21 protein-coding genes are annotated in these 26,356 nt (G+C 70.3%); 9 read left to right on the forward strand and 12 right to left on the reverse strand.

Translation table 11 applies throughout. The features are described from left to right. Complete coding sequence (locus ACFYZJ_RS37415; RefSeq protein WP_388576317.1) at positions 1–393, reverse strand: nitroreductase/quinone reductase family protein; 393 nt, start codon at positions 391–393, stop codon at positions 1–3. Positions 394–497: 104 nt separating this feature from the next. Beyond that, on the reverse strand, positions 498–2,030 hold the full coding sequence (locus ACFYZJ_RS37420; protein ID WP_388576320.1) for a CehA/McbA family metallohydrolase: 1,533 nt from the start codon (positions 2,028–2,030) through the stop codon (positions 498–500). A gap of 222 nt (positions 2,031–2,252) precedes the next feature. On the opposite strand from ACFYZJ_RS37420, the gene ACFYZJ_RS37425 reads away from it, so the two are divergent. Continuing rightward, positions 2,253–4,841 carry a bifunctional FO biosynthesis protein CofGH gene (locus ACFYZJ_RS37425; protein ID WP_388576323.1) on the forward strand — a complete coding sequence of 863 codons (2,589 nt, stop codon included), beginning with the start codon at positions 2,253–2,255 and terminating at the stop codon, positions 4,839–4,841. Between the two features lie 46 nt (positions 4,842–4,887). Here the strand turns inward: ACFYZJ_RS37425 and ACFYZJ_RS37430 are convergent, their stop codons facing one another. Further along, positions 4,888–5,400, reverse strand: a complete 513-nt coding sequence (locus tag ACFYZJ_RS37430) for a DUF2165 domain-containing protein (RefSeq protein ID WP_388576325.1) — start codon at positions 5,398–5,400, stop codon at positions 4,888–4,890. Between the two features lie 159 nt (positions 5,401–5,559). Between ACFYZJ_RS37430 and ACFYZJ_RS37435 the strand changes: the two genes are divergently transcribed. Next, complete coding sequence (locus ACFYZJ_RS37435; RefSeq protein ID WP_388576327.1) at positions 5,560–6,675, forward strand: ADP-ribosylglycohydrolase family protein; 1,116 nt, start codon at positions 5,560–5,562, stop codon at positions 6,673–6,675. A 28-nt stretch (positions 6,676–6,703) separates the two neighbouring features. Here the strand turns inward: ACFYZJ_RS37435 and ACFYZJ_RS37440 are convergent, their stop codons facing one another. Together ACFYZJ_RS37440 and ACFYZJ_RS37445 are read right to left on the reverse strand one after the other, a co-directional pair. Further along, the gene (locus tag ACFYZJ_RS37440; protein WP_388576330.1) at positions 6,704–8,290 is read right to left on the reverse strand and encodes a sodium:solute symporter family protein; all 1,587 of its coding nucleotides are present in this window, start codon (positions 8,288–8,290) and stop codon (positions 6,704–6,706) included. Positions 8,291–8,486: 196 nt separating this feature from the next. Then, positions 8,487–9,272, reverse strand: coding sequence for an SDR family oxidoreductase (locus ACFYZJ_RS37445; RefSeq protein ID WP_388576333.1), 786 nt, complete (start codon positions 9,270–9,272; stop codon positions 8,487–8,489). Between the two features lie 87 nt (positions 9,273–9,359). Here ACFYZJ_RS37445 and ACFYZJ_RS37450 point away from each other — a divergent pair, with 87 nt between their 5' ends. After that, positions 9,360–10,226 (forward strand): hypothetical protein, encoded by an 867-nt coding sequence (locus tag ACFYZJ_RS37450; protein ID WP_388576335.1) that lies wholly within the window; start codon positions 9,360–9,362, stop codon positions 10,224–10,226. Between the two features lie 106 nt (positions 10,227–10,332). Here the strand turns inward: ACFYZJ_RS37450 and ACFYZJ_RS37455 are convergent, their stop codons facing one another. From ACFYZJ_RS37455 to ACFYZJ_RS37465, 3 genes are all read right to left on the reverse strand, one after another. Beyond that, on the reverse strand, positions 10,333–10,521 hold the full coding sequence (locus ACFYZJ_RS37455) for a DUF397 domain-containing protein (protein ID WP_388576338.1): 189 nt from the start codon (positions 10,519–10,521) through the stop codon (positions 10,333–10,335). Between the two features lie 225 nt (positions 10,522–10,746). After that, positions 10,747–11,607: a helix-turn-helix domain-containing protein gene (locus ACFYZJ_RS37460; RefSeq protein ID WP_388576339.1), complete on the reverse strand. Its 861-nt coding sequence runs from the start codon at positions 11,605–11,607 to the stop codon at positions 10,747–10,749. Positions 11,608–12,045: 438 nt separating this feature from the next. Beyond that, positions 12,046–12,780, reverse strand: coding sequence for a GPP34 family phosphoprotein (locus ACFYZJ_RS37465; protein WP_388576342.1), 735 nt, complete (start codon positions 12,778–12,780; stop codon positions 12,046–12,048). 345 nt (positions 12,781–13,125) lie between these two features. On the opposite strand from ACFYZJ_RS37465, the gene ACFYZJ_RS37470 reads away from it, so the two are divergent. Continuing rightward, the gene (locus ACFYZJ_RS37470) at positions 13,126–15,438 is read left to right on the forward strand and encodes a D-alanyl-D-alanine carboxypeptidase (protein ID WP_388576345.1); all 2,313 of its coding nucleotides are present in this window, start codon (positions 13,126–13,128) and stop codon (positions 15,436–15,438) included. Between the two features lie 206 nt (positions 15,439–15,644). After that, a complete protein-coding gene (locus ACFYZJ_RS37475) occupies positions 15,645–17,630 on the forward strand; it encodes an MFS transporter (protein ID WP_388576347.1) in 1,986 nt (661 codons plus the stop codon). 89 nt (positions 17,631–17,719) lie between these two features. Here ACFYZJ_RS37475 and ACFYZJ_RS37480 read toward each other — a convergent pair whose 3' ends face one another. The 3 genes from ACFYZJ_RS37480 to ACFYZJ_RS37490 all read right to left on the reverse strand — a co-directional run bounded on the left by ACFYZJ_RS37480 (position 17,720) and on the right by ACFYZJ_RS37490 (position 20,217). Beyond that, on the reverse strand, positions 17,720–18,568 hold the full coding sequence (locus tag ACFYZJ_RS37480) for a MerR family transcriptional regulator (protein WP_388576350.1): 849 nt from the start codon (positions 18,566–18,568) through the stop codon (positions 17,720–17,722). Positions 18,569–18,690: 122 nt separating this feature from the next. Further along, positions 18,691–19,203 carry a glutathione peroxidase gene (locus ACFYZJ_RS37485; RefSeq protein ID WP_388576353.1) on the reverse strand — a complete coding sequence of 171 codons (513 nt, stop codon included), beginning with the start codon at positions 19,201–19,203 and terminating at the stop codon, positions 18,691–18,693. Positions 19,204–19,248: 45 nt separating this feature from the next. Further along, positions 19,249–20,217, reverse strand: a complete 969-nt coding sequence (locus tag ACFYZJ_RS37490; protein ID WP_388576356.1) for an ArsR/SmtB family transcription factor — start codon at positions 20,215–20,217, stop codon at positions 19,249–19,251. A gap of 89 nt (positions 20,218–20,306) precedes the next feature. Here ACFYZJ_RS37490 and ACFYZJ_RS37495 point away from each other — a divergent pair, with 89 nt between their 5' ends. Then, a complete protein-coding gene (locus tag ACFYZJ_RS37495) occupies positions 20,307–21,659 on the forward strand; it encodes an MFS transporter (protein ID WP_388576359.1) in 1,353 nt (450 codons plus the stop codon). 217 nt (positions 21,660–21,876) lie between these two features. On the opposite strand, the gene ACFYZJ_RS37500 is transcribed toward ACFYZJ_RS37495, so the two are convergent. Further along, positions 21,877–22,548 carry a nucleotidyl transferase AbiEii/AbiGii toxin family protein gene (locus ACFYZJ_RS37500; RefSeq protein WP_388576361.1) on the reverse strand — a complete coding sequence of 224 codons (672 nt, stop codon included), beginning with the start codon at positions 22,546–22,548 and terminating at the stop codon, positions 21,877–21,879. Positions 22,549–23,326: 778 nt separating this feature from the next. Here ACFYZJ_RS37500 and ACFYZJ_RS37505 point away from each other — a divergent pair. The 3 genes from ACFYZJ_RS37505 to ACFYZJ_RS37515 all read left to right on the forward strand — a co-directional run bounded on the left by ACFYZJ_RS37505 (position 23,327) and on the right by ACFYZJ_RS37515 (position 26,270). Beyond that, positions 23,327–24,586, forward strand: coding sequence for a nucleotide sugar dehydrogenase (locus ACFYZJ_RS37505; protein WP_388576364.1), 1,260 nt, complete (start codon positions 23,327–23,329; stop codon positions 24,584–24,586). A 216-nt stretch (positions 24,587–24,802) separates the two neighbouring features. Continuing rightward, entirely contained in the window at positions 24,803–24,964 is a 162-nt protein-coding gene (locus tag ACFYZJ_RS37510; RefSeq protein WP_388576366.1) for a hypothetical protein, read from the forward strand. After that, positions 24,957–26,270, forward strand: a complete 1,314-nt coding sequence (locus tag ACFYZJ_RS37515; RefSeq protein WP_388576369.1) for a glycosyltransferase family 2 protein — start codon at positions 24,957–24,959, stop codon at positions 26,268–26,270. Before ACFYZJ_RS37510 ends, ACFYZJ_RS37515 begins: the two co-directional genes overlap by 8 nt. Positions 26,271–26,356: the final 86 nt, after the last annotated feature.

The following is a 26,356-nucleotide window of genomic DNA, read 5'->3' on the forward strand; positions in this document are numbered from 1 at the left end:
CTAGCCGTCCAGGTCCACCCGTACCGTGAGCAGCTGCGTCCCGAGGGCCCGTACCGCCATGCTGTTCATGCGCGGCAGTTGCTTCAGGCGGGCCCGGGGGTCGTCGTCCGGGAGCAGGTGGGCCGTGCCCGTGTGCCAGCGGCCCAGGATGCGCACCCGGACGCGTGGATTCGCCTGGATGTTGCGGACGTACTGGGATTTCTCGCCGTATTCCGATACCAGCCAGAAGGAGTTCCCGACGCGGCGGCCGCCCACCGGGGTCCGGCGCGGCAGCCCGGACACGCGGCCCGTCGTCTCCAGCACCGTCTGGAGGGGCAGGCGGCGCAGCACCGGGTTCATCCGGCGCTGGAACGCCGTGACCGCACGGTACTTGCGGTCGGCGAAGTCCGACATCGTCCCTCGCTCTCCTCGACAGCGGGACAGTGCTGGGCACTCCGCGCAGTCTCGCAGACCGGGGACCGGGGCGCGCGGAGAACAGCCGCGCGCCCTGCGGATGTCTACGCCCCGCCCAGGAAGATCGGATTGGTGAACGCGGCCAGTGCCCCCGGCACCGGGCCCGCCGCCGCCTCGTGCCGCAGCTCGGCCCGGACGTACGCCGCGTAGGCGGGTGTCGTACGCCATTCGGCGGTGCCCGAGCCGGTCACCGGCAGTGGGCCGCTCGTGAACAGCACTCCCTGGTCGGTGACGAAGCGGACCGTGCAGCGCGGTGCGCCCCGCACCTCCAGGCGGACCGTGACGGGGGTGTCGCGGTCCACCCGCAGCCGTTCGCCGATGCCCGCCTGCTCGCCGTGGCCGCCCGAGGCGGTGAAGGTCAGGGAGACGTTCTTCGACTCGGCGACGTACGAGCGGCCCGCGCGGATGCCCTCCTGGACGGCCTCGCGGGTCAGGTCGTCGGCGAGGACCACCGTCTGCGGGGTGCCCACCGCGTCCGGGTCGCGGTGCGCGTCGCTGTTGCCCATCGCCGGCAGCCACCGGCCGTGGCTCTCCCGGACCGCCGCCACCAGCGTGTTGTCCCACTCCGCGAGCGTCACCTCGTCGTCCGGGGTGTAGGGCCCGTTCCACACCTCCACCGCGTCCGCCTCGCCGAAGCCGAACTTCCAGCCGCAGCCGACGCAGGTGGCATGCGGATGCGCCGGAACGACCAGGCCGCCCGCCCGGTGGATCTGCCGGGCGAAGCGGGCCCAGCGGTTGTCGCGGGCCCGGTAGCGCCAGTCGACGAACGTGCCCGGGTCGATGCCCAGCGCCAGCACGTGGCCGTTGCGCGTCGTCACCTCCTCGCCCGTCATGATCAGCAGGTCGTCGCCCGCCTGGTCGGCCCAGTGGGCGTGCGAGGAGTGGGTGTTGTGCTCGGAGGTGTTGATGAAGTCCAGTCCGGCCGCCCGGGCCAGCGCCGCGATCTCGGCGGGCGTGCGGCGGCCGTCGGAGTACCAGGAGTGCAGATGGCAGTCCCCGCGGTACCAGGCCCGGCCCCGGCCCCGGGCCCGGGACGGCGGGTACCCCGGCTGCGGGGTCTCGCCCTGCTCACCGTAGGTGAGCGTGACGGTGATCTCGTACGTCAGGCCCTGCGGCGCCACCGTGTACGGGCCCAGCGCGATGTGCCAGGTGCCGGGGCGGATACGGCCCGGGATGTAGCCGGGGGTCGCGTCGTCCGCGCGGAGGAAGAACTCGCTGCGCGCGCCGCCGGACCAGCCGCGGAACCCCTTGCCGCCCAGTTCGGTGCCGCGCTCGTCGAAGATGCCGATGTCCAGCGCGTTGCCCTGGGTGCCGGCCGGGACGGACGGCTTGTCGTAGGTGTAGGCGACCCTGATCTCACGGACGCCCTCGGGGACGTCGACGGGCAGGTACACGAAGTCGGGGGAGCCGGTGGGCAGCGTGCCGCGCACCGTCCTCGTCTCCTGGTTGTCGGCCGCCTCGGCGGCGGGGCCCGGGGAGAAGCTCACGGTCCCCAACGTAAGCGCGGCGGCCGCACCCGTCACGAACAGCGCGCGTCTTCCCATGCCGTTGCCGTTGCCGTGGTCCTCCTCGCACATGCTGTGGCTCCCAACGGGTCGGATGACTTGAGTGGTGCAGGGGGTGGCGCACACCACTGTCGTGTTCAGCCGTGAACTCCGGTGCACGGGAAGCCGATCGGCAGGCACGTCCGGCGGAACAGCGGATGGACACGCCGCCCGTGACACCCTGTAACGGCCGAGCCGCCCGCCGACACACGCACGCCCTGTATGACCCGATCACCGCGTACGTATGCTCAAGGGATGACGACTTCCGCGACCTCCGGAACCGGCCCCACCGAGAACTCCATGCGTCGCGCCCTCAAACGCGCCCGGGACGGTGTCGCGCTCGACGTGGCGGAGGCGGCGGTGCTGCTCCAGGCCCGTGGCGCGGACCTGGAGGACCTGGCCGCGTCCGCCGCCCGGGTGCGCGACGCGGGCCTTGAGGCCGCCGGCCGGCCCGGCGTCATCACGTACTCCAAGAGCGTCTTCATCCCGCTGACCCGCCTGTGCCGCGACAAGTGCCACTACTGCACCTTCGTCACCGTGCCGGGCAAACTGCGCCGCGCCGGGCACGGGATGTTCATGTCCCCGGACGAGGTCCTCGACATCGCCCGCAAGGGCGCCGCGCAGGGCTGCAAGGAGGCCCTGATCACTCTCGGCGACAAGCCGGAGGACCGCTGGCCCGAGGCGCGCGAGTGGCTGGACGCGCATGGCTACGACGACACCATCGCCTACGTACGGGCCGTCTCCATCCGGATCCTGGAGGAGACGGGCCTGCTGCCGCACCTCAACCCGGGCGTGATGTCCTGGACCGACTTCCAGCGGCTCAAGCCGGTCGCCCCGTCGATGGGCATGATGCTGGAGACGACGGCGAGGCGGCTGTGGTCGGAGCCGGGTGGCCCCCACTACGGCTCCCCGGACAAGGAACCCGCGGTCCGCCTGCGTGTCCTGGAGGACGCCGGCCGCTCCTCCGTCCCGTTCACCTCCGGCATCCTCATCGGCATCGGCGAGACCTACGAGGAGCGCGCCGAGTCGCTGTTCGCGCTGCGCAAGGTCTCCCGCGCCTACCACGGCATCCAGGAGCTGATCATCCAGAACTTCCGCGCCAAGCCGGACACGGCGATGCGCGGGATGCCGGACGCCGAACTGGACGAACTGGTCGCCACGGTGGCCGTGGCCCGGCACGTCATGGGCCCCTCCGCCTGTCTGCAGGCACCGCCGAACCTCGTCGACGACGAGTACGAGCGGCTCATCGGCGCCGGCATCGACGACTGGGGCGGGGTGTCACCGCTGACCATCGACCATGTGAACCCCGAGCGGCCCTGGCCGCAGATCGAGCGGCTGCGGGAGCGTTCCGCGGCGGCGGGCTTCACGTTGCGCGAACGACTGTGCGTCTACCCGGAGTTCGTACGGCGCGGCGAGCCCTGGCTGGACCCCAGGCTGCGCCCCCACGTGGCGGCGCTGGCCGACCCGGAGACGGGACTGGCCCGGGAGGACGCGGTGGTCGAGGGGCATTCCTGGCAGGAGCCCGAGGAGGTGTTCGTCGCGGCCGGACGCACCGACCTGCACCGCACCATCGACACCGACGGCCGTACGGGCGACCGGCGGGACGACTTCGACGAGGTGTACGGCGACTGGGAGGCGCTACGGGAAGCTGCGGCGCCCGGCATGGCGCCGCAGCGCATCGACGCCGACGTACGGGCGGCGCTGCGCACGGCGGCCGACGACCCGACGAAGCTCGACGACGACGAGGCGCTGGCGCTGCTGCACGCGGACGGCCCGGCGCTGGACGCGCTCACCCGCATCGCGGACGACGTGCGCAAGTCCGCGGTCGGCGACGACGTCACCTACATCGTCACCCGGAACATCAACTTCACGAACGTCTGCTACACCGGCTGCCGTTTCTGCGCGTTCGCGCAGCGCCGCACCGACGCCGACGCCTACACGCTCTCCCTGGAGCAGGTCGCGGACCGCGCCCAGCAGGCCTGGGAGGTGGGCGCGGTCGAGGTGTGCATGCAGGGCGGCATCCACCCGGACCTGCCCGGGACGGCGTACTTCGACATCGCCGAGGCGGTGAAGTCCCGCGTCCCCGACATGCATGTGCACGCCTTCTCCCCGATGGAGGTGGTCAACGGGGCGACCCGGACCGGCATGTCGATCCGCGAGTGGCTGACGGCGGCGAAGGAAGCGGGCCTGGACACGATCCCGGGCACGGCGGCGGAGATCCTGGACGACGAGGTCCGCTGGATCCTGACCAAGGGCAAGCTGCCGGCGGCGACCTGGATCGAGGTCGTCACCACGGCGCACGAACTGGGCATCCGTTCCTCGTCAACGATGATGTACGGCCACGTCGACCAGCCCCGCCACTGGCTCGGGCACCTGCGCACCCTCGCCCGGATCCAGCAGCGGACGGGCGGCTTCACCGAGTTCGTCACCCTCCCCTTCATCCACACCAACGCCCCGGTGTACCTGGCGGGCATCTCCCGCCCGGGCCCCACGATGCGGGACAACCGCGCGGTCACGGCGATGGCGCGGCTCCTGCTGCACCCGCACATCCCCAACATCCAGACGAGCTGGGTGAAACTGGGCACGGAGGGCGCGGCGGAGATGCTCCGCTCCGGCGCGAACGACCTGGGCGGCACCCTGATGGAGGAGACGATCTCCCGCATGGCGGGCTCGTCGTATGGCTCCTACAAGTCGATCCGGGAACTGATCGCGGTCGCGGAGGCGGCGGGCCGCCCGGCCAGGCCGCGCACGACGCTCTACGGCGAGGTCCCGGAGGAACGACGGCGGGCGGCGGCGGCCTCGGACGGGCACCTGCCGGAGCTGCTGCCGGTGCTGGAGAACTGAGTCGCCCCCGGCACCACCATGTGCCGGGGGCCTCGTCGAGGACCGTTCAGCCGTCTTCCCGAGCCGCCCCCGGCAGATGCGTCACCAGCAGCACCACCCCGGTCAGGACGATGACCCGGACCGCCGCGTCCAGGCCGTTCCAGGTCTTGGACTGCCACATCGCGAACCACTCGCCGCCTATCGCGACGAACCCGGCGCCGAAGAGCAGCAGGAGCATCAGCAGGCCGATGTCGGAGAGCCACCGGGCACGCGGGTGGCGGCGGGCCCACAGACAGGTCGCGGCGATCAGGATCAGGGCGGCGACCGTCTCCCAGACGATGATCGCCACATAGGCGGCGTCCTCCCAGGCGCGCGAGGTGATGGCGCGCCACATCAGGTCGTCGTCCTTGAAGGTGGTGTCCATGGCGAGGACGTGCCGGACGAACTGCTGGTTGGTGCCGAAGTCCGTGATGTTCCCGAACGCCACGAGCGCGATGTACAGGGCGACCGTGCCGGTGAGCAGGGTCGCGGCGAGCGGGAGTGCGGACGGGGTGCGGGGGCTTCTCGTTGTTTCGGCCATGATCCAACTATGGAGACGGCTTTCGGCCGCTCACAGGGGATTTTCGGGCGGTCCGGGAAGTGTGGTGTGCACGACGTTGCGCGGCCCTGAGCCGACCGCTCCCGCTCGATTACAGTGCTGGGCGTCGACGTGCGTGCGGTGCCGTGAGGGAGGCCTGGGGTGGGTGCGACAGCCGGTGCCGTCTGGGGGCGCGTCGAGCAGCAGGACTTCCGCAGCCGGGTGCGCGGCACGCTGCTCGGTGTGGCTGTCGCCGACGCCCTGGGCGCGCCGGTCGACGGGCTCACCCTGGAGGAGATCCGGCAGGCGTACGGGCCCCAGGGGCTGACGGACCTGGCGTTCGGGCACGGCAGGCGTGGCGCGATCTCGCACCACACCCAGCTCACCCTGTTCTCCGTGGACGGGCTCATCCGCGCCCAGGTCCGCCGTGACACGGGCGCCTGGCATCCGCCGACCGATCTGCACCGGGCGTATCTGCGCTGGGCGGCCACCCAGCGGGACTGGGGACCTGACGAGCGGCGCAAGGAGGACGGCTGGCTGGCCCGCGAGGAGTGGCTGTACGCCCGGCGCTCACCGGCCCGGGCCTGTCTGCTCGGCCTCGGCGACGACACGATGGGCACGCTGGACGCGCCGAAGAACCCGGGCGATCAGGGTCCCGAGGCCGCGGCGCGCTCCGCGCCGTTCGGGCTGCTGGTCGGCTGGGAGCCGCAACTCGTGCTGCAACTGGCGGTCGAGTGCGCGGCGCAGACCCACGGGCACCCCACGGCGTACCTCGCGGCGGGCGCGTACGCCGTGATCCTGCACGCGCTGGCGCGCGGGGAGGGCCTGGACGCGGGCGTGCAGCGGGCTCTGGCGCTGCTCGCCCCACGGCCGGGGCACCAGCAGGTGGCGGACGCCCTGCAGCACGCCCTGGGGGCGGTACGGCAGGGGATACCGACGCCCGACCGGATCGAGGAGCTGGCCGGGGACGGTACGGCGGCCGGGGTGCTGGCGGTCGCCGTGTACTGCGCGCTGGTGGGGGAGGACGTCCGGCACGCGCTCTGCCTCGCCGTGAACCACGGGGGTCCCTCGGGGGCCGCGGCGGTCCTGACCGGTGGCCTGCTGGGCGCGCTGCACGGCGAGACGGCCCTCCCGCCGGCCTGGCTGGCCGAACTGGAGGGCCGTCCCACGATGCTGGTCCTGGCGGACGACTTCGCGATGGAGATGACGCAGGGCGCCGCGCTGCACAGCCCTACGGGGTATGCGCCGGGGTGGCTGGAGCGGTACCCCCGGGCGTAGTCACGCCCGGGGCGGCGCCCCCTCGTCCTCAGACTCCCTCACTCTCGACTTCGCTCGAGCGGGGGGACCCCCACGCCGGGCCGGCGGTGCCCGCAGCCGGCACCGTCGCCGTCGCCCCGTCGTCGTCCGTGTTGATCTTCTCGATGAGCGCGTCCCGCTCGGGCGTGTCCTCCGGCCTCACCAGGCCGATCAGGACGTACAGGACCAGCGAGATCGCCATCGGTACCGCCACCTGGTACTCCAGCTTCACGCCCGTGCGATCGGAGAAGTCCAGGTTGTAGTTGACGAGGAAGAACGCCAGCAGGCCGGCCGCCCAGCTGGTGAGCGCCGCCGTCGGGCCCGACTTCCGGAACGGGCGCAGCATGCCCAGGATGAACGGGATGGCGATCGGGCCCATCAGGCCGGCCACCCACTTGATGACGACCGTGATGATGTCCTTGAAGGTGGGCGAGTTGACCTGTGTGGCCACCGCCATGGACAGACCGAGGAACGCGACCGTGGTGACCCGGCCCGCGATCAGGCCGGTCCGGGTGTTCCACGCGCGTGCCGCCCTCGACAGCACCGGGACCACGTCGCGCGTGAACACGGCCGCGATCGCGTTGGCGTCGGAGGAGCACATGGCCATCGTGTGGGAGAAGAAGCCCACGACGACCAGGCCCAGCAGCCCGTGCGGCAGCAGTTGTTCGGTCATCAGGCCGTACGCGTCCGACCCGTCCGGCTTCTTGGCGGTGACCAGGAGCGGGGACAGCCACATCGGGATGAAGAGGATGACGGGCCAGACGAACCACAGGCCCGCCGACAGCAGGGCGGACCTGGTCGCCTGCTTCGCGCTGCCCGTCGCCATGTAGCGCTGGGCCTGGTTCCACATGCCGCCGTTGTACTCGAACAGCTTGATGAACAGGTACGCGATGAAGAAGACCGTCATGTACGGGCCCGCGAACCCGTGCCCGTGACCGTCCAGCTTCGGCGAGTCGAGCGCCTTGGACAGACCGCCCAGTTCGGAGATCTTGTGCAGCGCGATGACGAGCATGGCAAGGCCCGCCAGCAACTGGATGACGAACTGGCCCAGTTCGGTCAGCGCGTCGGCCCACAGACCGCCGATCGTGCAGTACACCGCCGTGATGCCACCGGTGATGATGATGCCCTGGGTGATCGTGACTCCGGTGAAGACGCTCAGCAGTGTGGCGATCGCCGCCCACTTCGCGCCCACGTCCACGATCTTCAGCAGGATGCCGGACCAGGCCAGCGCCTGCTGCGTGGGCACGTTGTAGCGGTCCTTCAGGTACTCCAGCGGCGAGGCCACGCCCAGCCGCGAGCGCAGCCGGTTCAGGCGCGGTGCGAACAGCTTGGCGCCGAGCAGCACGCCGATGGCGATGGGCAGGGCCCAGGTGACGTAGGAGGTGATGCCGTAGGTGTAGGCGATGCCTGCGTATCCCGTGAACATCACCGCGCTGTAGCCGGACATGTGGTGGGAGATGCCGGACAGCCACCACGGCATCCTGCCGCCCGCGGTGAAGAAGTCGCCGACGTCGTCCACACGTTTGTGGGACCAGACGCCGATCGCGGTCATCACGCCGAAGTACGCGACCAGGACGGCCCAGTCGAACCCGTTCATGTGCCCCTCCCTCCCTGCCGGACTGCCCGGCCATGGTGGGTTCCGGTGCATGGGCACGACAACCGACGTACTGGTCAAAGAGAGGTAAAATCGTTCTGTTGGCTGAGAGGTATCCATATACTTGACCGATAGAGGCGATTTCCGGCCGGGTGCATGCTTGTCCGTTCACGAGGCTGGAGCCTGCATCAGGGGCGTGTCATCGCATCAGCTCACCGGCGTTCACCAGCAGGGACTGTCCCGTGATCGCGCGCGCCCGGTCGGAGGCCAGGAACACCGCGGCATCCGCCACGTCGCCGTCCGTGGCCAGGTCGGGCAGCGCCATGCGGTCGCTGAGGCGTTTTCTCACCTCCGCCTCCGGTACGCCCTCGGTGTGCGCGGTGAACCGCACGTACGCCTCGACGGGCGGCCCCCACATCCAGCCGGGCAGAACCGTGTTGACCCGGATCCGGTACGGGCCGAGCTCCCGTGCCAGTGAGTACATCGCGCTGGTCAGCGCCCCCTTCGACGCCGCGTACGCCGCCTGCCGCACCTGGGAGGGCGCGGCCACCGACGACTGGGTGCCGATGAAGACGACCGAGCCGCCGCACGTCCTGAGCGCCGGCAGGCACGCCCGGGTCATCCGCAGCGTCCCGAACAGGTTCACGTCGATGACCGACTGCCAGGTGGCGAAATCCGCGTCCTGGAGGCCGCCGAAGTAGCTGTCCCAGGCCGCGACATGGACGACCGCGTCGATCCCGCCGAACCTCTCCACCGCCAGCGCCGCGAGCGCCTCGCACTGCCCCTCGTCGGTGATGTCGGTCGCCCGGTACGCCGTGTGCGCGCCGACCGGATCGAGGGCGGCGGCGGTCTTGGCGAGGTGCGCCTCCGTACGCGCCCCGAGCACCGCGTTGCCGCCCTCGCGCACCACGGCCGCGGCGACCTGGTGGCCGAGCCCGGCACCGACCCCCGACACGACGACGGTGCTGCCCCGGAGCAGTGACATCGGGCCCTCCCACCTCTGGCGGATTACCTGACGGAGCGTCAGAGTATGGCCGACCGACCGAGGACGGAAGGGGAGAGGGGAAGCGGTATGAGCGAGGACGGCGCAGGCGGCGAGGACACGCGCAGCGAGGTGTACGCGGAGCTGGCCGCCGTGGGGCCCTACGGCGTCCGCCCGGGCCACGCGCTGATCACCATGGTGGAACCCCACCCCGGGCACGAGTACGCGTACAACCGCTGGTACGAGGACGACCACTACTACGCCGGTGCCATGGCCATGCCGTGGATGTACGCGGGCCGCCGCTGGGTCGCCACCCGCGAGCTGCAACTCCTGCGCTATCCCCGGGAGTCGGCGGTCGCGCAGCCGGTCACGGCGGGCTGCTATCTGTCGACGTACTGGATCACGGACGGCCGCTACGACGACCACATGCGCTGGACGGTCAGCATCAACAAGCGACTCGACCGCGACGCGCGGGTGTACCGGGACCGTACCCACGTCTTCACCGCGTTCCAGGACCATGAGACGACGGTGTACCGGGACGGCGCGGCCGGACCGCGCGACGTTCACGCGCTGGACCACCCGTACGCGGGCCTGGTCCTGGAGGTGGTCGACGCGGACGGCCCCGAGCAGCGCGCCGGTCTGCTGGAGTGGCTGCGCACCCGGCATCTGCCGCGGCGCCTGGCGGGCTCCCCGGCGGCCATGGTGACCGTCTTCCGCCCGACGCCGCTGCCGGGCGACCGCATGACGTATGTGAAACAGGTGGAGGGCGTGGAGACGCGGCTGACCCTGCTGTGGTTCCTGGAGGAGGATCCCCGCGAGTGCTGGGAGGAACACTTCACGGGACTGGACGGGGTGGTCGCGGAGAGCGGGCTGGGCAGGGTGGAGCTGGTAGCGCCGTTCATTCCCACAGTGCCGGGGACGGACCGGTATGTGGATCGGCTCCGGGAAACCGACTGAGGCGCCCCGGAGGCGAACCGAGCCGCAAAAAAATACAGCCCCCTCGGCCGGGACGGCGGGCCAGTCGAGAGGGCTCATTCGTGGGTGTGGTGGGGCCGGGCCGGCACTACTTGATCGACGCCACGAACATGTTCCAGGCGTCGGCGGGGAAGGCCAGGACGGGCCCTTCGGTGACCTTCGAGTCCCGCACGAGCAGGGCCGACGGAAGGGGCGACTTGACCTCGACGCAGGCGCCGTTTCCGGCCGAGTACGACGACTTGGTCCACGTTGCCGTGGCCCCCTGAAGAACAGCCATGTTGACTCCGGTACGAGTTGCTGAGTTGCTGTGACCGCATCGCGGGCCCCTCACGGGTACCGCGTTGCGAATCGCGCCAACTTGTTGACTGGTGGCGTGATCGACGCTACTCGGCAACATCGCCGTCCGGAGGAGCCGTTCACTCGTCCGGGTGGCATATTCCAGTGGGGTCTTACGCCCGAATTACCCAGGGGTGTAAGATCCGCCGCTCGCCGGGCGCGAGCCTCAGGAGGAGACGTACTTCTTGGCCGCGTCCTCGATGAACGTGCGGGACTGCTCCACGTTCAGGGCCTGCGCTCGTAGATGCTCGTACATCACGGCGTACTTCTGCACATCCGGGGCCTTCTCCAGGTAGAGGTCGCTGGTGACGCCCTCGAGGTACACCACGCTCGAGTCGGCCGCGTCGGCGAACTCCAGGATCGCGTACTGGCCGTTGAGGCCGGGATGCGCCCCCACCTCGAAGGGCAGCACCTGCACGGTGACGTGCGGCAGCCGGGACATCTCCACCAGGTGCTCCAACTGCTCCCGCATGACCAGGTCGTTGCCCACCCGCCGGTGCAGCGCCGCCTCGTCCAGCACCACCCACAGGCGCAGCGGGTTGTTCTCGGCGGAGATTCGTTCCTGGCGGCGCATCCGCACCTGGACGCGCTTCTCGATGTCGGCCGGCGACGTCTCGGGCAGCGCGCCCTGGATGAGCGCCTCGGCGTACGAATGGGTCTGCAGCAGGCCGGTGATGATCTGCGGTTCGTAGACGCGCAGCGACTCCGCGTCGGTCTCCAGGCCGATGTAGACGCTGTAGGGGATGTCCCCGAACGCGTGCCACCAGCCCTGCTGGCGGGAGTCGCGGGCCATCTCCATCAGCGATTCGACGACACGCTGGTCCTCGACCTCGTAGACTCCGCACAGGTCCCGGACGTCACGCGGGCTGATGCTGCGGCGGCCGTTCTCCAGACGGCTGATCTTCGACTGTGACACCAGCAGCCGCTCGGCGACCTCTTCGGCGGTCATACCCTTGAGTTCCCGGAGCCGGCGCAGCTCTTGGCCCAGCCGGCGCCGTCGGACGGTGGGATTGACATTCGACGCCACGGACGTGCACCTCCGGCTGCGTGCCTCTACTTTGCGTATCTGCTGTTGAGCAGATTGCCACCAAGGTGCTTCCTACCGCTGGGAAACCGCGGATATGCGCCGATCGCACGCCACTTGGGTGGCCCCTGGTCGGAAGTCGGGCCCGCGGTACCGCGGATACCGAACAGCCCGCCGCCCATCGTACGGAATCCCGTACGCGGCGGCCCTCTCATGGCCTCCGTGCCCGGTAGGGCGTACGCATGCGGCCGCGCGGGGCGGTGGGGCCGTGTCGTCGCACAGGGACGTACGGCCTGACCACCCCGCGCGGCCGGGCGGCTCCCGAACGGGTCTCGGGACAGCTTGCGGTGCCTCGTCGTGCGGTCTCGCTGTCCTGCCGTACCGATTTTGCTGGTTGGGCAGGGGGCCTGCCGAGGTTCCGCTGAGCCGTGGGGCCTCGGCTCAGTGGGCCACGACGCGCGCCATGGATCCGCGGCGCGGCTGCATCGGAACGCCGCGGGCGGGTTCCGGTGCGGGCCTGGTTCCCGCGGCCGGGTTGCGGCGCGGCTGCGCGCCCACGCCGTTCTGGACGTCCATCACGGCGTGCGCCACGAGGCCGCCCATGGGGTCGTGCCGGATCAGATCCCGCAGCCGGGAACGGGACGAGCGGCCCTCGTTGCCCGGATACAGGTGCTTGCCGAGACCGACCGCGTGGGCCAGTGCGGCGAGCGCCGCGGTCCGCGGGTCCGGCGGAACGCCGGTACGGATCGCGGAATCCAGCCGGGACCTGATCTCCCGGCTGATGGCGGTGTCGGTCGCCTGGTACCGAGTCGTCGGCAGCACCCCGCACATCTGGCCGGGCACGGCCTGGACCATGCCGCACCGTTCCAGATGCGAGAGGTAGGTCTGGCGGAGCCCGAGACGGGGCCCGCCGATCCAGTGGACGGCCCGCACCGGAGCACCGCGCCTGCGCAGCAACTCCAAAGCGGTGTCCAAAGTCGGATCACCAGTCGGCCGTGGCACCACCACGGCGATACGATCCCCGTCTGGGGCTATCCGTCCGGCCAGCGCCAGCTCCACTAGCTGTGCTCCGGCCAGACCGAGGTCGAGCGACTGCGGCTGTGCAGTGGTACCCGTGGTCGGGTCCAGTGCCAGCAGCAGAAGCTCCTCCGGAAGTGTTCTGCGGCTCCTGCCCATCCATGCCTCCCCGCGTGGATGAGAGACAGGGTGACCCCTCTCACATTGGTCTGTCGAGGGTGCGTGACCGGAATGTAGTGGAACCGGTAGGTATGTCGTTCTCGTCTAGCGCAGGGGTCAATCCCTCACACAGGACACTGGTACATGGTTCGGGCAGCGGTGTCCGGGCGGTGGTTCACGGTTGGGCAAGCCGCGCACGCGGGTGCGCGGCGCACGGAGGAGGCATCGGTGGCGGGCGAGTCCCCCGACAGGTCGAAGCAGCAGGGGTCGTCGGCGGAAACGACGTCGGGGAGCGGGGCTCCGGTTCCGGGGCCGGCCAGGGCCGGACGCGAACCCAGGCTCGCGATGACCGGCGAGGAGGTGCGGGTCGACCAGGCTACGACGGTGCTCTCGACCAAGTCGCTGCGTGGTGGCTCCGCCGGTACGGCAGTTGAGGAGGCCGAGGAAGTCGAGGTGGTCGAGGAGGGCACGGGTCCCGCGGACTCGGCGGACTCGGCGAGTTCCGGCGCCAACGGCACCGGAGGCGAGGCGCGGGGGCGTGCGTCGCTGGCCTCCTGGGTGAGGAGCGCCGAGGAGGGCGAGGCCGAGGAGGAGAAGCCGGCGGAGAGGGCCGAGGAGGAGCCTGAGGGCAAGTCGGCGGCGGAGCCGGAGGCCGAGTCCGAAGGTGCGGCCGACGAGGGTGAGGGCGAATCCGTCGAAGCCGTCGATGCCGATGTCGAAGCCGAATCCGAAGCTGACGCCGGCGCTTCCGAGCCGGAGGCGGAGGGCGACGGCAGCGTCGACGCCGATCCGGTGACCCCCGAGGTCAGGGACAAACGCGAGGAAACTCCCAAGCCCGAGGAAAAGCAGGAGAAGCCGGAAAAGCGGGAAGTAGCCGAAAAGACAGAAGAAGAGGGCGAAAGGGGAGGGGGGGAGGTAAAGGGCGACTCCGAGTCCGGTGACCGGGACGGCAAGGACGGCCAGGACGGCAAGGGCGGCCAGGACGGCAAGGGGGACGAGGAGGACCCGGCACCCCCCGTGGACCAGCCCACCGCCATCTTCAAGGCCGTACGGCCGCCCGCCGTCGACCAGCCCACCACCATGCTCAAGGTGGGCGACGCCAAGCCCGCCACGTCCTCCGACACGTCCGGCCCCTCGTGGGCGGATAGGTCGGACAAGTCGAGCAAGTCCGACAAGATCGAGTCCGAGGCCGAACGCACCAGCAAGTTCGTCCCGTTGAAGTCGCTCGACGAGCCCCGGCCCACCACCCAGGCGAACCCGACGCAGTCGACGTCCACGGAGCCGAAGCCCGCCGCGGGTCCCACCGACGCGACCACCGCCATGCCCCAGGTCGGCCCCGAGCGCACCGCCCAGCAGCCGATCCCGCCCAAGCCGCCGCTGGACCTGCTCGCGGAGCTGACGAACACCCCGCCGCCCCCGGAGACTCCGGTCCGCACCGTCGTGCGGCGCATCAAGATCTGGTCGCCGCTGGTCGTTCTGCTGGCGATCATCTTTGCGATCGTACAGGCGGTCCGTCCGCTGCCGACCCCGACCCTCGCACTGACGGCCGGCGAGACGTACACCTTCGAGGGCGGGAAGCTCAACCTGCCCTGGCCGGGCCAGGGTCAGTCGGCCATGGAGGTGGAAGGTGTCGGCGTGATCGGCACCGAGGGGCAGCAGAGCCCGAAGCCGATAGCGAGCGTTGCCAAGATCATGACGGCGTACGTCACGCTCCAGGAGCATCCGCTCAAGGGCAACCAGGGTGGCCCGACCATCACCGCCGACCAGCAGGCCGAGGACGACTCGAAGAAGGAGGACGAGTCGACGGCGGCCATGAGGAAGGGCCAGAAGTTCTCCGAGCGGCAGATGCTGCAGATGCTGATGATCCCGTCGGGGAACAACGTCGCGCGGCTGCTGGCCCGCTGGGACTCCGACAACAACACCTTCGTCGGCAAGATGAACGCCGCCGCGAAGAAGCTCGGCATGACCCACACCACCTACACGGACCCGAGCGGCCTGGACAAGACCACCGTGAGCACGGCCGTCGACCAGCTGAAGCTGGCCAAGGCGGTCATGCAGAACGAGGTGTTCCGCAGCATCGTCGCGATGGCCAAGGCGGACATCCCCGGCCTGGACAAGCCGATATACAACAACAACGACCTGCTGGTGAGGCAGGTCGGCGTGATCGGTCTGAAGACCGGCTCGTCGACCCCGGCCGGCGGCAACCTGGTCTGGGCGGCGACGAAGGTGGTCGACGGCAGGACACGGACGATCTACGGCGCCGTCCTCAACCAGGACGCCCACACCGGCCGCGTCTGGGACAGCCTGCAACTCGCGCTGACCAACAGCCAGAAGCTCATCAACACCATCCAGCAGAGCCTGACCACCGCCACTGTGGTGAAGAAGGGCGAGGTCGTCGGGTACGTGGACGACCAGCTGGGCGGGAAGACGCCGGTGGTGGCCACCGAGAACCTGACGGCGGTCGGCTGGCCCGGCCTGAGGACGAAGCTGTCGATCGGTGACGACGGCACGGCGCCTCCGCACGAGGCGAAGGCCGGCAAGGTCGTCGGCAAACTCACGGTCGGTGACGGCTCCAGCCATGCGGTGACGGTCCCCGTGGCTCTGCAGAGGGACCTCGCCGAGCCGGGCTTCACCGACAAGCTGACCCGTCTCGGCTAGCCCGTCCCGGCCGTGCCGGGCACACCCGGCACCCGGCGGCACCCCACAGCACCCCGCCGCGGAGCCCCCACCCCGGGGCCCCGCGGCGGGGTGCGTGCTAGCGTCGCGAATCGGGACAGGTCGCCGGTCGCGGAGACGCGGCCGTGAAGTGGGAGCGAACGGGACGCGGCCGAGAACGGAAGACAGGACACGGGGAGTGCCTTCAGGTGGCCACAGCGGAGCCGACACACGCCGACGACGCCGACCGGGGACGTCGCCCGGACGGGGCACCTCCCGGACCGCGAATACCGCTGAGCGCGCCCACCCCTGACCCCCCGGGCCGGCCGGCCGTCCAGACCTCGGCCCCGACGGCACCGGTGGTTCCCGCACCCCCGGCCACCGCCTCCGAACCCCCCGCCGAGGACGCTCCGCAGGCACCGGGGCGCCTGCGCGCCCTGACCGCCCGTCTGAGCTCCTCCCGCGCGGCCGACCTGGCCCGCCGCCATCCCGCCCTCACCGTCACGGCCCTCGCCGGAGTGCTGCACCTCATCTGGTTCTTCACCTTCGCGAACAGCGGCGGCGACCTCGCAGCGCAGGACGCCTGGGCGGAGTTCGTCGGCCGGCACCCCGACTCGGCGTACAACCTCGCCTGGTACGGCGGCATGCACCCGGTCTCGTACAGCGTCGTGTCGCCGTATCTGATGTCCGTCCTCGGCGTCCGTACGACGATGATGATCGCCGGGACGGCCTCGGCCGGCCTGCTGACCCTGATCCTCATCCGCAGCCGTGCGGTCCGCGAGCCGCGGTGGCCGGCCCTCGCCGGGGTGTTCGGACTGCTGTGCAACGCCATCTCGGGCCGTGTGACGTTCGGCCTGGGCATGGTGTTCGCGCTGGGCGCGACCGCGGCCGTGTTCTGCTGGCCGTACCGCTGGCGTCACAAACGCTGGGCGAAGGCGCTCGGCGCGGCGTCGCTGGCCTCGCTGGCGACGATGTCGTCTCCGGTGGCGGGCCTGTTCGTGGGTCTGGTCGCGGTGGCGCTGTTCCTGCAGAAGCGCCGCCCCGGCGCGTGGGCGCTGGGTCTGGCCCCCACGGCCGTCGTGGCCCTGTCCGCGTGGCTGTTCCCCTTCTCGGGCACGCAACCGATGACCTGGGCGTCGACGATCCTGCCCTTCGCCTTCGCGGTCCTGGCGTTCTCCCTGGTCCCGAAGGAGTGGAAGACGGTACGGATCACGGCGGCGGTGTACGGGCTGTCCGTTCTCCTCGTCTGGCTGATCAGCTCCCAGATCGGCTCGAACATCACCCGGCTCGCGATGCTGTTCGCAGGGGTGGTGCTCGTCGCCGCGCTGCCGTTCGCGGTGCCGCGCAGCCGGAGGTGGTACGCCATCGTGGTGGCGTGCACCGGCTTCGTCGTCTGGATCGGCGTCAAGACGGTGGACGACATCGTCCACACCACCCCGGCGGCGTCCTGGGCGCACGAGCTGGCACCGCTGGTCCACCAGCTCCAGGTGGTCGGCGCGGAGAAGGGCCGAGTCGAGGTGGTCCCGGCGCGCTCGCACCGCGAGGCCTCCGCGCTGGCGCCGTACGTCAACCTGGCCCGCGGCTGGAACCGCCAGGCCGACATGGAACGCAACCCGCTCTTCTACGACGACACGCTGAACTCCGCGAACTACCACGCCTGGCTGCAGCGCTGGGCCGTGCACTACGTGGTGCTGCCGAAGGGCGAGCCGGACGGCGACGGCGGTGAACGCGAACGTGAGCTCGTGCAGCGGGGCATGCCGTACCTGAAGCAGATCTGGGGCGACGCCAACTGGCAGCTGTTCGCGGTGACCGACCCGACCCCGCTGGCGGATCCACCGGCGGTCGTCGACCGGGCGGAGCAGGGGGAACTGACGATCCAGGTGAAGCAGGCGGGCCGCGTGCTCATCCGCGTGCCCTACTCGCCGTGGCTGGGCCTGGTCGACGCCCAGGGCAAGGGCGTGAAGCCCCCGCAGGAGACGGAGGCCTCGAAGCACCGCGCCCAGGACGTCCCGAAGACGTACGACAACCTCAACGGCTGCCTGATGGAGGCCCCCGAGGACATCTGGGGCGACAAGTGGACAGAACTCCTGGCCCCACGAGCGGGCACCTACCGCTTGGCGGCGCCGTATCAGCTGCCGCGGGGGACCGCGTGCCCGCAGGAGCTGAGGGGAAGCGGCCAGCCGTCCGCCGGTTGAGGACGGAGCCACGACCAGCCGGCCGGCGGTCGAGGCCGGCCGGGGTAGGAGCGGGCGGGGCGAACACCTCACGGCCCCGCCCTCCCACCTCACCCCACCGGGAACGCCACGTCACACACCGCGTCCTCCGGACCCGAAGCCTCCCAGTCAGCGAAGTACACCTCCCGGCAGGGCCCCGCGTACGCCATCCCCCGCTCGGCCATCCACGCCTCGACCGCCTCGAACGCCGCCAGGATCTGCGGATGCGCCACCTGTGCCTTGGTGATCCGTGTGTACGCGAGCCGCCGGGCGGGCTCCACCCGTACCCGCGTCTGCCAGGCCCGCCCCCGTGCCTCGGCCCACGCCCGCGCCGCCGCCTCGTCCACGACGGGCACGCACGCCTCCGCCGGCCCGTCGCTCTCCGGCGACACCTCCGCGTGGTAGACGACGAACGGCGCCCCGGCGACGCCCCCGCACTCCCGCGCCGCCTCCTCCAGCCGCCCCAGCGACGCCCCGATCCACGTCGGCAGCTCGTCCGCCAGGACGTGCCGCGTCTCGGTGATCAGCACCTGCTGGGGCACGTCCACCGTCTCGACCACGAACTTCCCGTACATCTCGGAACTCCTCCCCGACAGTCGTCCACGGAGGTACGCGGCAAGGGTCCGCTGTCCGGCGATCCGCGTCTCGACGCCCGCCCAGTACGCGGCGAGCCGCTCGGCCGCCTCGTCCCCGTCCGCGTCGACCACCTCGGCCACGCGGGCGAGCGGCATGTCCAGCTGGCGCAGCAGGGCCACGAGCCGGGCCCGTTCCACCTGGGACACGCGGTAGTAGCGGTACCCGCTGGCCTCGTCGACGTGTGCGGGCACCAGCAGACCGAGACGGTCGTACAACCGCAGGGCCTTGGCCGACAGCCGGGCCCGCGCGGCGAACGCGCCGATGGTGAGCAGCTCTTCGTCCACCTGGTCAGCCCCCGATTCCTGGCGGCGTGCCTCCGTCACCGGGCGCCGTTCGCCCGGTGACGGAGACGCTCGTCCCTGCCCCAGGGGCAAGGTCAACGCCCGCGGGGAACGGCCGACCCGGCCTACGCGAGCTGCCCCTCGATGGCCGCCACGACCTCGGCCGCCTCCGGCTCCGTCTGCGGCGAGAAGCGGGCGACGACCTTGCCGTCCTTCCCGATCAGGAACTTCTCGAAGTTCCAGCGGATGTCCCCGCTGTGCCCCTCGGCGTCCGCGTGGCCGACCAGGCGTTCGTACAGCGGATGCCGGCCCTCCCCGTTCACCTCGATCTTCTCCGTCATCGGGAAGGTCACGCCGTACGTCGCCGAGCAGAACTCCGCGATCTCCTCGGCACTTCCCGGCTCCTGCCCGAGGAACTGGTTGCAGGGCACCCCGAGCACGGTGAAGCCCAGTGGCGCGTACCGTTCCTGCAGCCGCTCCAGACCCGCGTACTGCGGGGTCAGCCCGCACCTGGAGGCCACGTTCACCACCAGGACGGCCTTGCCCGCGTACTGGGAGAGGTCCGCGGAACCGCCCTGCAGCGCACCGATCTCGACATCGAGGACAGAGGCACCCGCACTGTTGTCAGTAGTCGTCATGGGCGGATGCTAACTCCGCCGCATCGCCACCAGGTGACGCGCCCGTCAGCCCCGCTGCGCTGTGACGAGCACCTCACCGGGCGCCGTACGCGAGTACAGCACCGACCGTCCCGCGCGCCGCCGCTCCACCAGCCGTGCGTCCAGCAGCACCTTGAGGTGGCGTCCGACCGAGCCGAGCCCCTGCCCGGTCACGGCGACCAACTGGCTGGTGCTCATCGGGGAGTCGAGCAGCACCAGCACCCGTGCCCGGGCGGGGCCGAGCAGCGCGCCGAGACTCTCCGGGACCACCGTGCGCGCCCCGTCCGCGAGTACTCCCGCGCACGGGTAGACGATCGCGTACCGGTCGGGCTCCTCCCAGGACAGCCAGCCGGCCCGCTGTAGGGTGACGGGGACGAACAGCAGCTGGGCGCCGGAGATCTCGCGCGGCGGGTACTCGTGGAGGTTGACCTGGAGCCGGTTCCCGCCGAGCCAGCGGGTCCGGCCCGGCCGCAGGGTGTCAAGGGCGGCGGCCCAGCCGCCCCGGCTCAGCTGCGCGGTCCGGGCGACGACATCGGCCTCCAGGACGCGTCGCCGCCGGTCCCAGTACGGCCGTACGGTCTGCGTCCACACGTAGGTGAGCAGGTCGGCCGCGCGTTCGGGCAGGTCGTCGCGGTCGAGGGCGGTGGGGAGCGGGCCGCGCAGGGAAACGGTGAGATGAGCCCGGGCGTCGGCGGGGGAGGCCGAGCGGACGCGCTCCACGCCGTCGTCGAAGCTCTCCCCGTCCCTGGGGGTGGGCGTGAGGAAGTCGGCGATCCACTCAGGGCCGAGCCCGCTGCTCACCAGCAGCGCGGTGACGGGGTCGGCGGCCAGTCGTGCCCGGTACGCGGGAAGGTGGGCGTCCAGCCAGGCGCGCTCCCCGGGGTGGGAGGCGGTGCCGGTGTGCAGCAGCTTCAGGGCGGCGAACACCTCGGCGAGCGGCGAGAGCAGGAACCGGCTTCCGGCGAGGGTGTCGGCGTTGAGGTACCAGAGGCCCATGGGGGGCCTTCACACTCGGGGTCGGGCAGACGTTTCGCACACGCGCGAAACAGTAACGGCCGGTCCGACCCCCTGCCCACACTCAATCCATGCGCAGCTACACCGATCTGTTCGGCACCCGGGAGTTCACCCCGCTGTTCCTGTCCGCCTCCTTACAGACGGCCGCCTCGACGCTCGGCGGCCTGGCGCTCGGCACGCTGGTCTACCGGGCCACCGACTCGCCCCTGCTGTCCGCGATCAGTATGTTCGGCCCGCAACTCGCTCAGGTCGTGGGCGCTACGACCCTGCTGTCGGCGGCCGACCGACTGCCGCCGCGCGCGACGACGGCGGGCATCGCGGCCGGGTTCGCGGTCGGCACGGCGGCCATGGCGACCCCCGGCCTCCCACTGGGGGCGATCTTCGCGCTGATTTTCCTCCTCGGCCTGATCCAGTCGCTCGGCGGCGGAGTCCGCTGGGGTCTGCTCAACGAGATCCTGTCCAAGGAGGGCTATCTGCTGGGCCGTTCCGCCTTCAACGTGATCAACGGACTGATGCAGATCACCGGTTACGCGGCGGGCGGCGTCCTGCTGGCGGTCCTGTCCCCGCGTACGACGCTGCTGACGGCGTCCGCGCTGTACCTGGCGGCGGCTGCGACGGCCCGCTTCGGCTTGACCCGCAGGGCCCCGCGCAGCTCGGGCCGCCCCTCCGTCGCACAGACCTGGCGTACCAACGCCCTGCTGTGGTCGTCACCGGAGCGCCGTACGACCTACCTCCTGCTGTGGATCCCCAACGGCCTGGTCGTCGGCTGCGAATCGCTCTACGTCTCCTACGCACCCGACCACGCGGGCGTGCTGTTCGCGTGCGCGGCGTTCGGGATGTTCGTCGGTGACGTGACGGCGGGCCGCCTCCTCCCGCCCGCGCTGCGCCGCCGCCTCGGCATCCCGTTCCTGCTGCTCCTCGCGACCCCGTACCTGCTGTTCGCCCTGCACCCGGAGGCGCCGGTGGCGGCGGCCTGCGCGGCCCTGGCGTCGGTCGGCTTCGCGGCGAGCCTGGTCCAGCAGGAGCGCCTGATGACCCTGACCCCACCGGATCTGAGCGGCCACGCCCTCGGCCTGCACTCGGCGGGCATGCTGACGATGCAGGGGGTGAGCGCGACGCTGGCGGGCGGGATCGCGCAACTGACGTCACCGGGCCCGGCGATGACGGTGATGGCGGCGGCGTCCCTGTCGGTGACGCTGACACTGGCCGCGACCCGCCGCCGACGGGCCCCTTCCACACCGCAGCCCGACGTCAGCTCCCGCGCGAGACGGAGGAAGCCGGCCCAGGAGTCTCGGGGGGACGGTGAGGGTGGGGCCGGGGGAGTGCTCCCTCGTCCACGAGAACCTCCTGGGGGGCGAGTGACCGTTGCGTGTACCCGGCCGCCTTCCGGAACGTGCCGAGGAGGCCGCCGACCATCTTCATAGCCGAGGCGTTCTTCCTACGGCGGCTGCCATCGATGCCCATGCTGCTGAACTCCCCCTGCGTCCACGTACATGCGCCAGGCCCGCTCTGCGCCCATGATGAACACGACACGTCACCGCTGCCCTGTGAACGCTGTGACGTCACCGGTGGTAGGGGGTGCGCAAGGGGCGCACGTTATGTACGCCGCGCTACCGCCTCGCTGGATGCGCGGGCGACGTGTCACTCGTCGTGTGGTGGCTGCCCTTCGGCGAGGCGTTCCGCGATGTCGTCCGCCCATTGCTGGGCCCAGCGGCGCAGGTCGGCGATCGCGGTCCCGTCGAGGCCGTAGGTCGCGAACTCCGAGTCGTCGATCCACTCGGCGCCGGTCAGGCGGGCCTGCAGGTCGGTCAGGTCAAGGGTGTCGCCGGCGTGGCGGCGGCCGAGTGCCTCGAGTTCCGGGTGGCTCCAGCGGTCGTAAGCGGCGTGGACGTCGACGAGGTCGCGGGCGAAACCCCGGTCGGCCAGTGCCCGTACCTTCATGCCGACGACGTCCTCGAGGGACACGGTCAGGCCCAGTTCCGTCACGACCGGAGGATGCCAGAGCGCTTCCTTCAGCAGCTGGACTTCGCACGCCTCACCCGTGGCCGGCTCGGTGACGCCGAGTCGTGCGGCGAGGGGATCCGACCTCAGCGGGTGTACGTCCCAGCCCCGTTCCTCCAGACCGGCCCTGACCGCGGAGGCGATCTCCTCCATGGGAGTGGCGCTCTCCGTGGCGACATCCACGTCGCCGCTGGGCCGGTCCACCAACCCGTGCGCCCGAACGGCGTCTCCACCGGCGAGCGCGAGAGCGTACGGCGCGCCCACGGCGAGGACGTCGGCGAGGAGTCGTCGATGCGGTTCAGCGAGCTTCACGCAGTCTCAGCCGGGTCCGTGGGAGAGAGCCATGCCTCGATTATGTCCGCCACCGCAGTGTGGAGCGCGCCGCCTTGCAGGCACGGGCGTGTCCGATGTCGGCCTCCGGGGCGTGCGTCGGCACCGGCCAAGAGCCGCACGTGAGTCAAACAGGTGGTACAGGGGCGCGCGCAGAGGCGCACGCCGGCCGAGAGTGCATCAGTCGCGGCGTCCCCATGCGGGAACGCGCCTTCCGCTTGGCGGCAAGTTATTGAAGTCTTGACCGACACGAAAAGGGGAAGTTGTGAAGATCGATTCTCGTGCTCAAGGTGGAGTCGGAGGGGTGTCCGGGCTTGGTGGGCAATGGTCTCAACGCTTGAGGCGTCCCACCGAGAGGCTTGATGAGGCGTCTGACTTGCCCTGTGGCAAGGAAATATGACGGCGTGCCGCCACTGGTTGCCGACTCAGAGGCAGTTCATAGGTTTCGAATCAGTAAAGAAGGTTCCCTGCGGGGAACTCTTGCTGGACTCTTAGGGTCCACAAATGAGGGGGAATTGTGAAGATCGTTTTGCGCGGCTGGCGCACGTCCGGGCAGGGGGCCTGGACCGGTCTTTGAACAAGCGGTGACTGAGCAGGCCGCGTGCTGAACCCGACGGGGGTCCGGTACGCCGCTCCCGCACCGCAATCCACGCAGTACCCGACGCCACGGCTGCCTGCTTCAGGAACAGGCAGTCGCGTTCAGGGGCGCCGTTTCCGGCCCGCGCATGCCCGCGGGCCGGCTCAAGGTGAGGAATCCACCATGCACATCTGTGTGCTCGGGCAGGGCTATGTCGGCCTGCCCCTGGCCATGAGGGCCGCCGAGGCCGGACACATCGTGACGGGCTACGAGCCCGACCGGAAGCGCTGCGAGAGTCTGGCCGCGGGCTCTTCGTACATCGAGGACATCGACTCGGACCGCCTGCGCAGAGCCTTGCGCTCCGGCGCCTACACGCCTTCCTCGGACCCCGAGGACGTCAAGGGTTTCAACGTCGCGGTCATCACCGTGCCCACCCCGCTGACCGACCGTGCCCCGGACCTCAGCTGCGTACGGGAGGCTGCCCGTGTGCTGGCTGCCCGAATAGAGCCGGGCGCCACCGTGGTTCTGGAGTCGACCACGCACCCCGGCACCACTCGGGAGGTACTCATTCCGTTGCTGGAAGAGGGGTCGGGCCTGGTCGCCGGCCGTGACTTCCATGTGGGGTTCAGCCCCGAACGCATCGACCCGGGCAACGCCGATTGGAGGCTGGAGAACACTCCCAAGATCGTATCGGGGCTCACCGACGCCTGCCTGCAGCGCGTGAAGGCCTTCTACGACTCCGTCACCGAGGTGACCGTGCCGGCCTCCGGGCTGGAAGAGGCGGAGCTGGCCAAGGTCTTCGAGAACACCTACCGGCATGTCAACATCGCCCTGGTCAACGAGCTCTCGCGGATGGCCCACACGCTCGGCGTCGACGTGTGGCACACGCTCGAGCTGGCTGCGACCAAGCCGTTCGGCTTCACCAAGTTCCTGCCCGGCCCCGGTGTCGGTGGGCACTGCCTTCCCATCGACCCGGTCTACCTCAGCCACCACGTCAAGACCCGGCACGGTCAGACCTTCCGGCTCATCGAACTGGCCCAGGACATCAACGAAAGCCAGCCCGACTACGTGGTGCGCCGTCTGCAGGACTCTCTCAACCGCCGCTTCCGCCGCAGTGTGCACGGCGCCCGCATTCTCGCCCTCGGCGCCGCCTACAAGCCTGGCACGGCCGACGCCCGACAGTCGCCGGCCGTGCAGGTCATCGACCGGCTGCGCGCCATGGGGGCGGACGTCACCGTCGTCGACCCCTATCTGCAGGACGACGACTGCCAAGCCATTCCCTTCGCCGACGAAGGAAGCGGCATCAGCGTGGCCGACTTCGACGCTGTCGTCGTACTCACGCCGCACGACGAATTCGACTTGGCTCAGCTCGCAGACGAAGCCGCATACGTCCTCGACACGCGCGGCGTCATGCCGGCCGCCCCACACGTCGAGCGGCTGTAGAGCACCAGCAGAACCGCGGCGTTCCCCGGACACAGGCAGACGGCCGCCGCAAGCAGGCACCCCTCATTGGCCCGATGCCGCGGAATTCGGTGACGCCGACAGCCACTTCGGCTGATGAAAGCGGCGGACTCCGGCGCACACGTGCTGGGAAGGCGGGTGCCATGCCGCCGGCCGACAACATCGAGCGTCATCGACGCTCCGGAAGGGAGGAAGACCATGTACGGACGTGGAACCATGGCCGCGACCGGGACAGGGCTGATCGTCTTTGGTCAAAGCCTGAGCTTCAGTACCGTGCTGGCGATATCTGTGGCATTGACCCTGACTGGTGCCTTGATCTACAGATTCGCCACGCGCAACAAGAAGTACGACGGTGCGTAAGGCCCAGCAGCGCAAGGCGCTGTACATCCTCGCGACCGCCATGGTCGCGGTGTGGTCGGGGACCTACCACTTCGTGCTGGGAGGTGGCCTGCACACCTCGTTCGGCCTGGCCTACTGGCTTTTCGGTGACGCGGTGATCGTCTTCTACATGGTTGCCTTCACCAAGGGCCGCCAGTTCACCCATCTGCCGGTGGCGCCCGGTCGTGTGGCCGCCATCGTGCCCTCGTACGAGGAAGCGGATCCCGAGGCTGTCCACAAGACTGTGCGGGCTCTGCTCAGTCAAACGCGGCCTCCGGACCACATCTTCGTGCAGGACGACGGTTCGGTGGATCACCCCGTGGTGCCTTTCGAACATCCGAAGGTGTCCTGGGGGTGGGCGCCCAATGGCGGCAAACGTGTGGCTCAGGGGCACGTGCTGAAGAAGCTCCGACGAGACGACTGGGACTTCGTCTTCACGGTTGACTCGGACGCGGAACCCGAGCCCGATGCCCTGGAGCAGTTGCTGAGGGCCATGAGCAACCCGAAAGTCCAGGCTGCCACTGGTCTGATCCTGGTCCGCAACCGGGAGGCGAACCTGCTCACCCGGCTGACGGACCTCAACATCGGCACCTCGTGCCTCATGATCCGGACCTCGCGCTCGGCAATCGGTGCGGTGGAGACCACGTCGGGCGCCCTGGCCCTGTACCGTTCGGCCATCCTCTTCGACAACCTGCATGACTACCTGTCGTCCGGCACGAACGGGGACGACCGGCGCCTGACCATGTATTCCCTGCTGCGGGGCGACGTGGTGGTGGTCAATGAAGCTGTGGTTCACACGGACATGCCGACCACCGTGCGAGGGATGTTCCGGCAGCGGCTTCGATGGGGCAAGTCGGGATGGCAGGCGCTCCCGTTCTGCCTGACCAACCTGAAGGGCAAGCAGCTCTTCTTTCCACTGCTGGCTTTCGTGCAGTGGTCCGTGATGCCCGTGGTCCTGTTGTGGATCTTCTGCTCGGTCATGTGGGCCGGACAGGGCAAGCACGCGATCCTCGCCTTTCTCGCGTACATGGTGATCCGCTACGGCGAAACCTCGCTCTACCTGGCGATGCGGCCGGGACTTTCCGCCCGCCGCAAGCTCTGGGCGTGGGTCCTCTACACGCCGCTGGAGAGCCTGCTCAACCTGACCGTTACACGCCCGGCGAAGTATTGGGCGCTGTTGAAGCTCAAGGATCGGGGATGGGTCACGCGCGGCAATGCGCACGCCCAGACAGGCAAGCATCGCAAGACGGCTCTGGCTGGCGAGTCGAAAAGCGCGATTCCGGCATGACAACCTCTCGTCAGGATGGCCGCTACGGCCATCCTGACGCCCCTCTGTGTTGCCGGTGAGGCGCCTGATGGCGGCGGCTACCTCAA

This window comes from Streptomyces sp. NPDC001848, assembly GCF_042891915.1.
GTDB lineage: Bacteria > Actinomycetota > Actinomycetes > Streptomycetales > Streptomycetaceae > Streptomyces.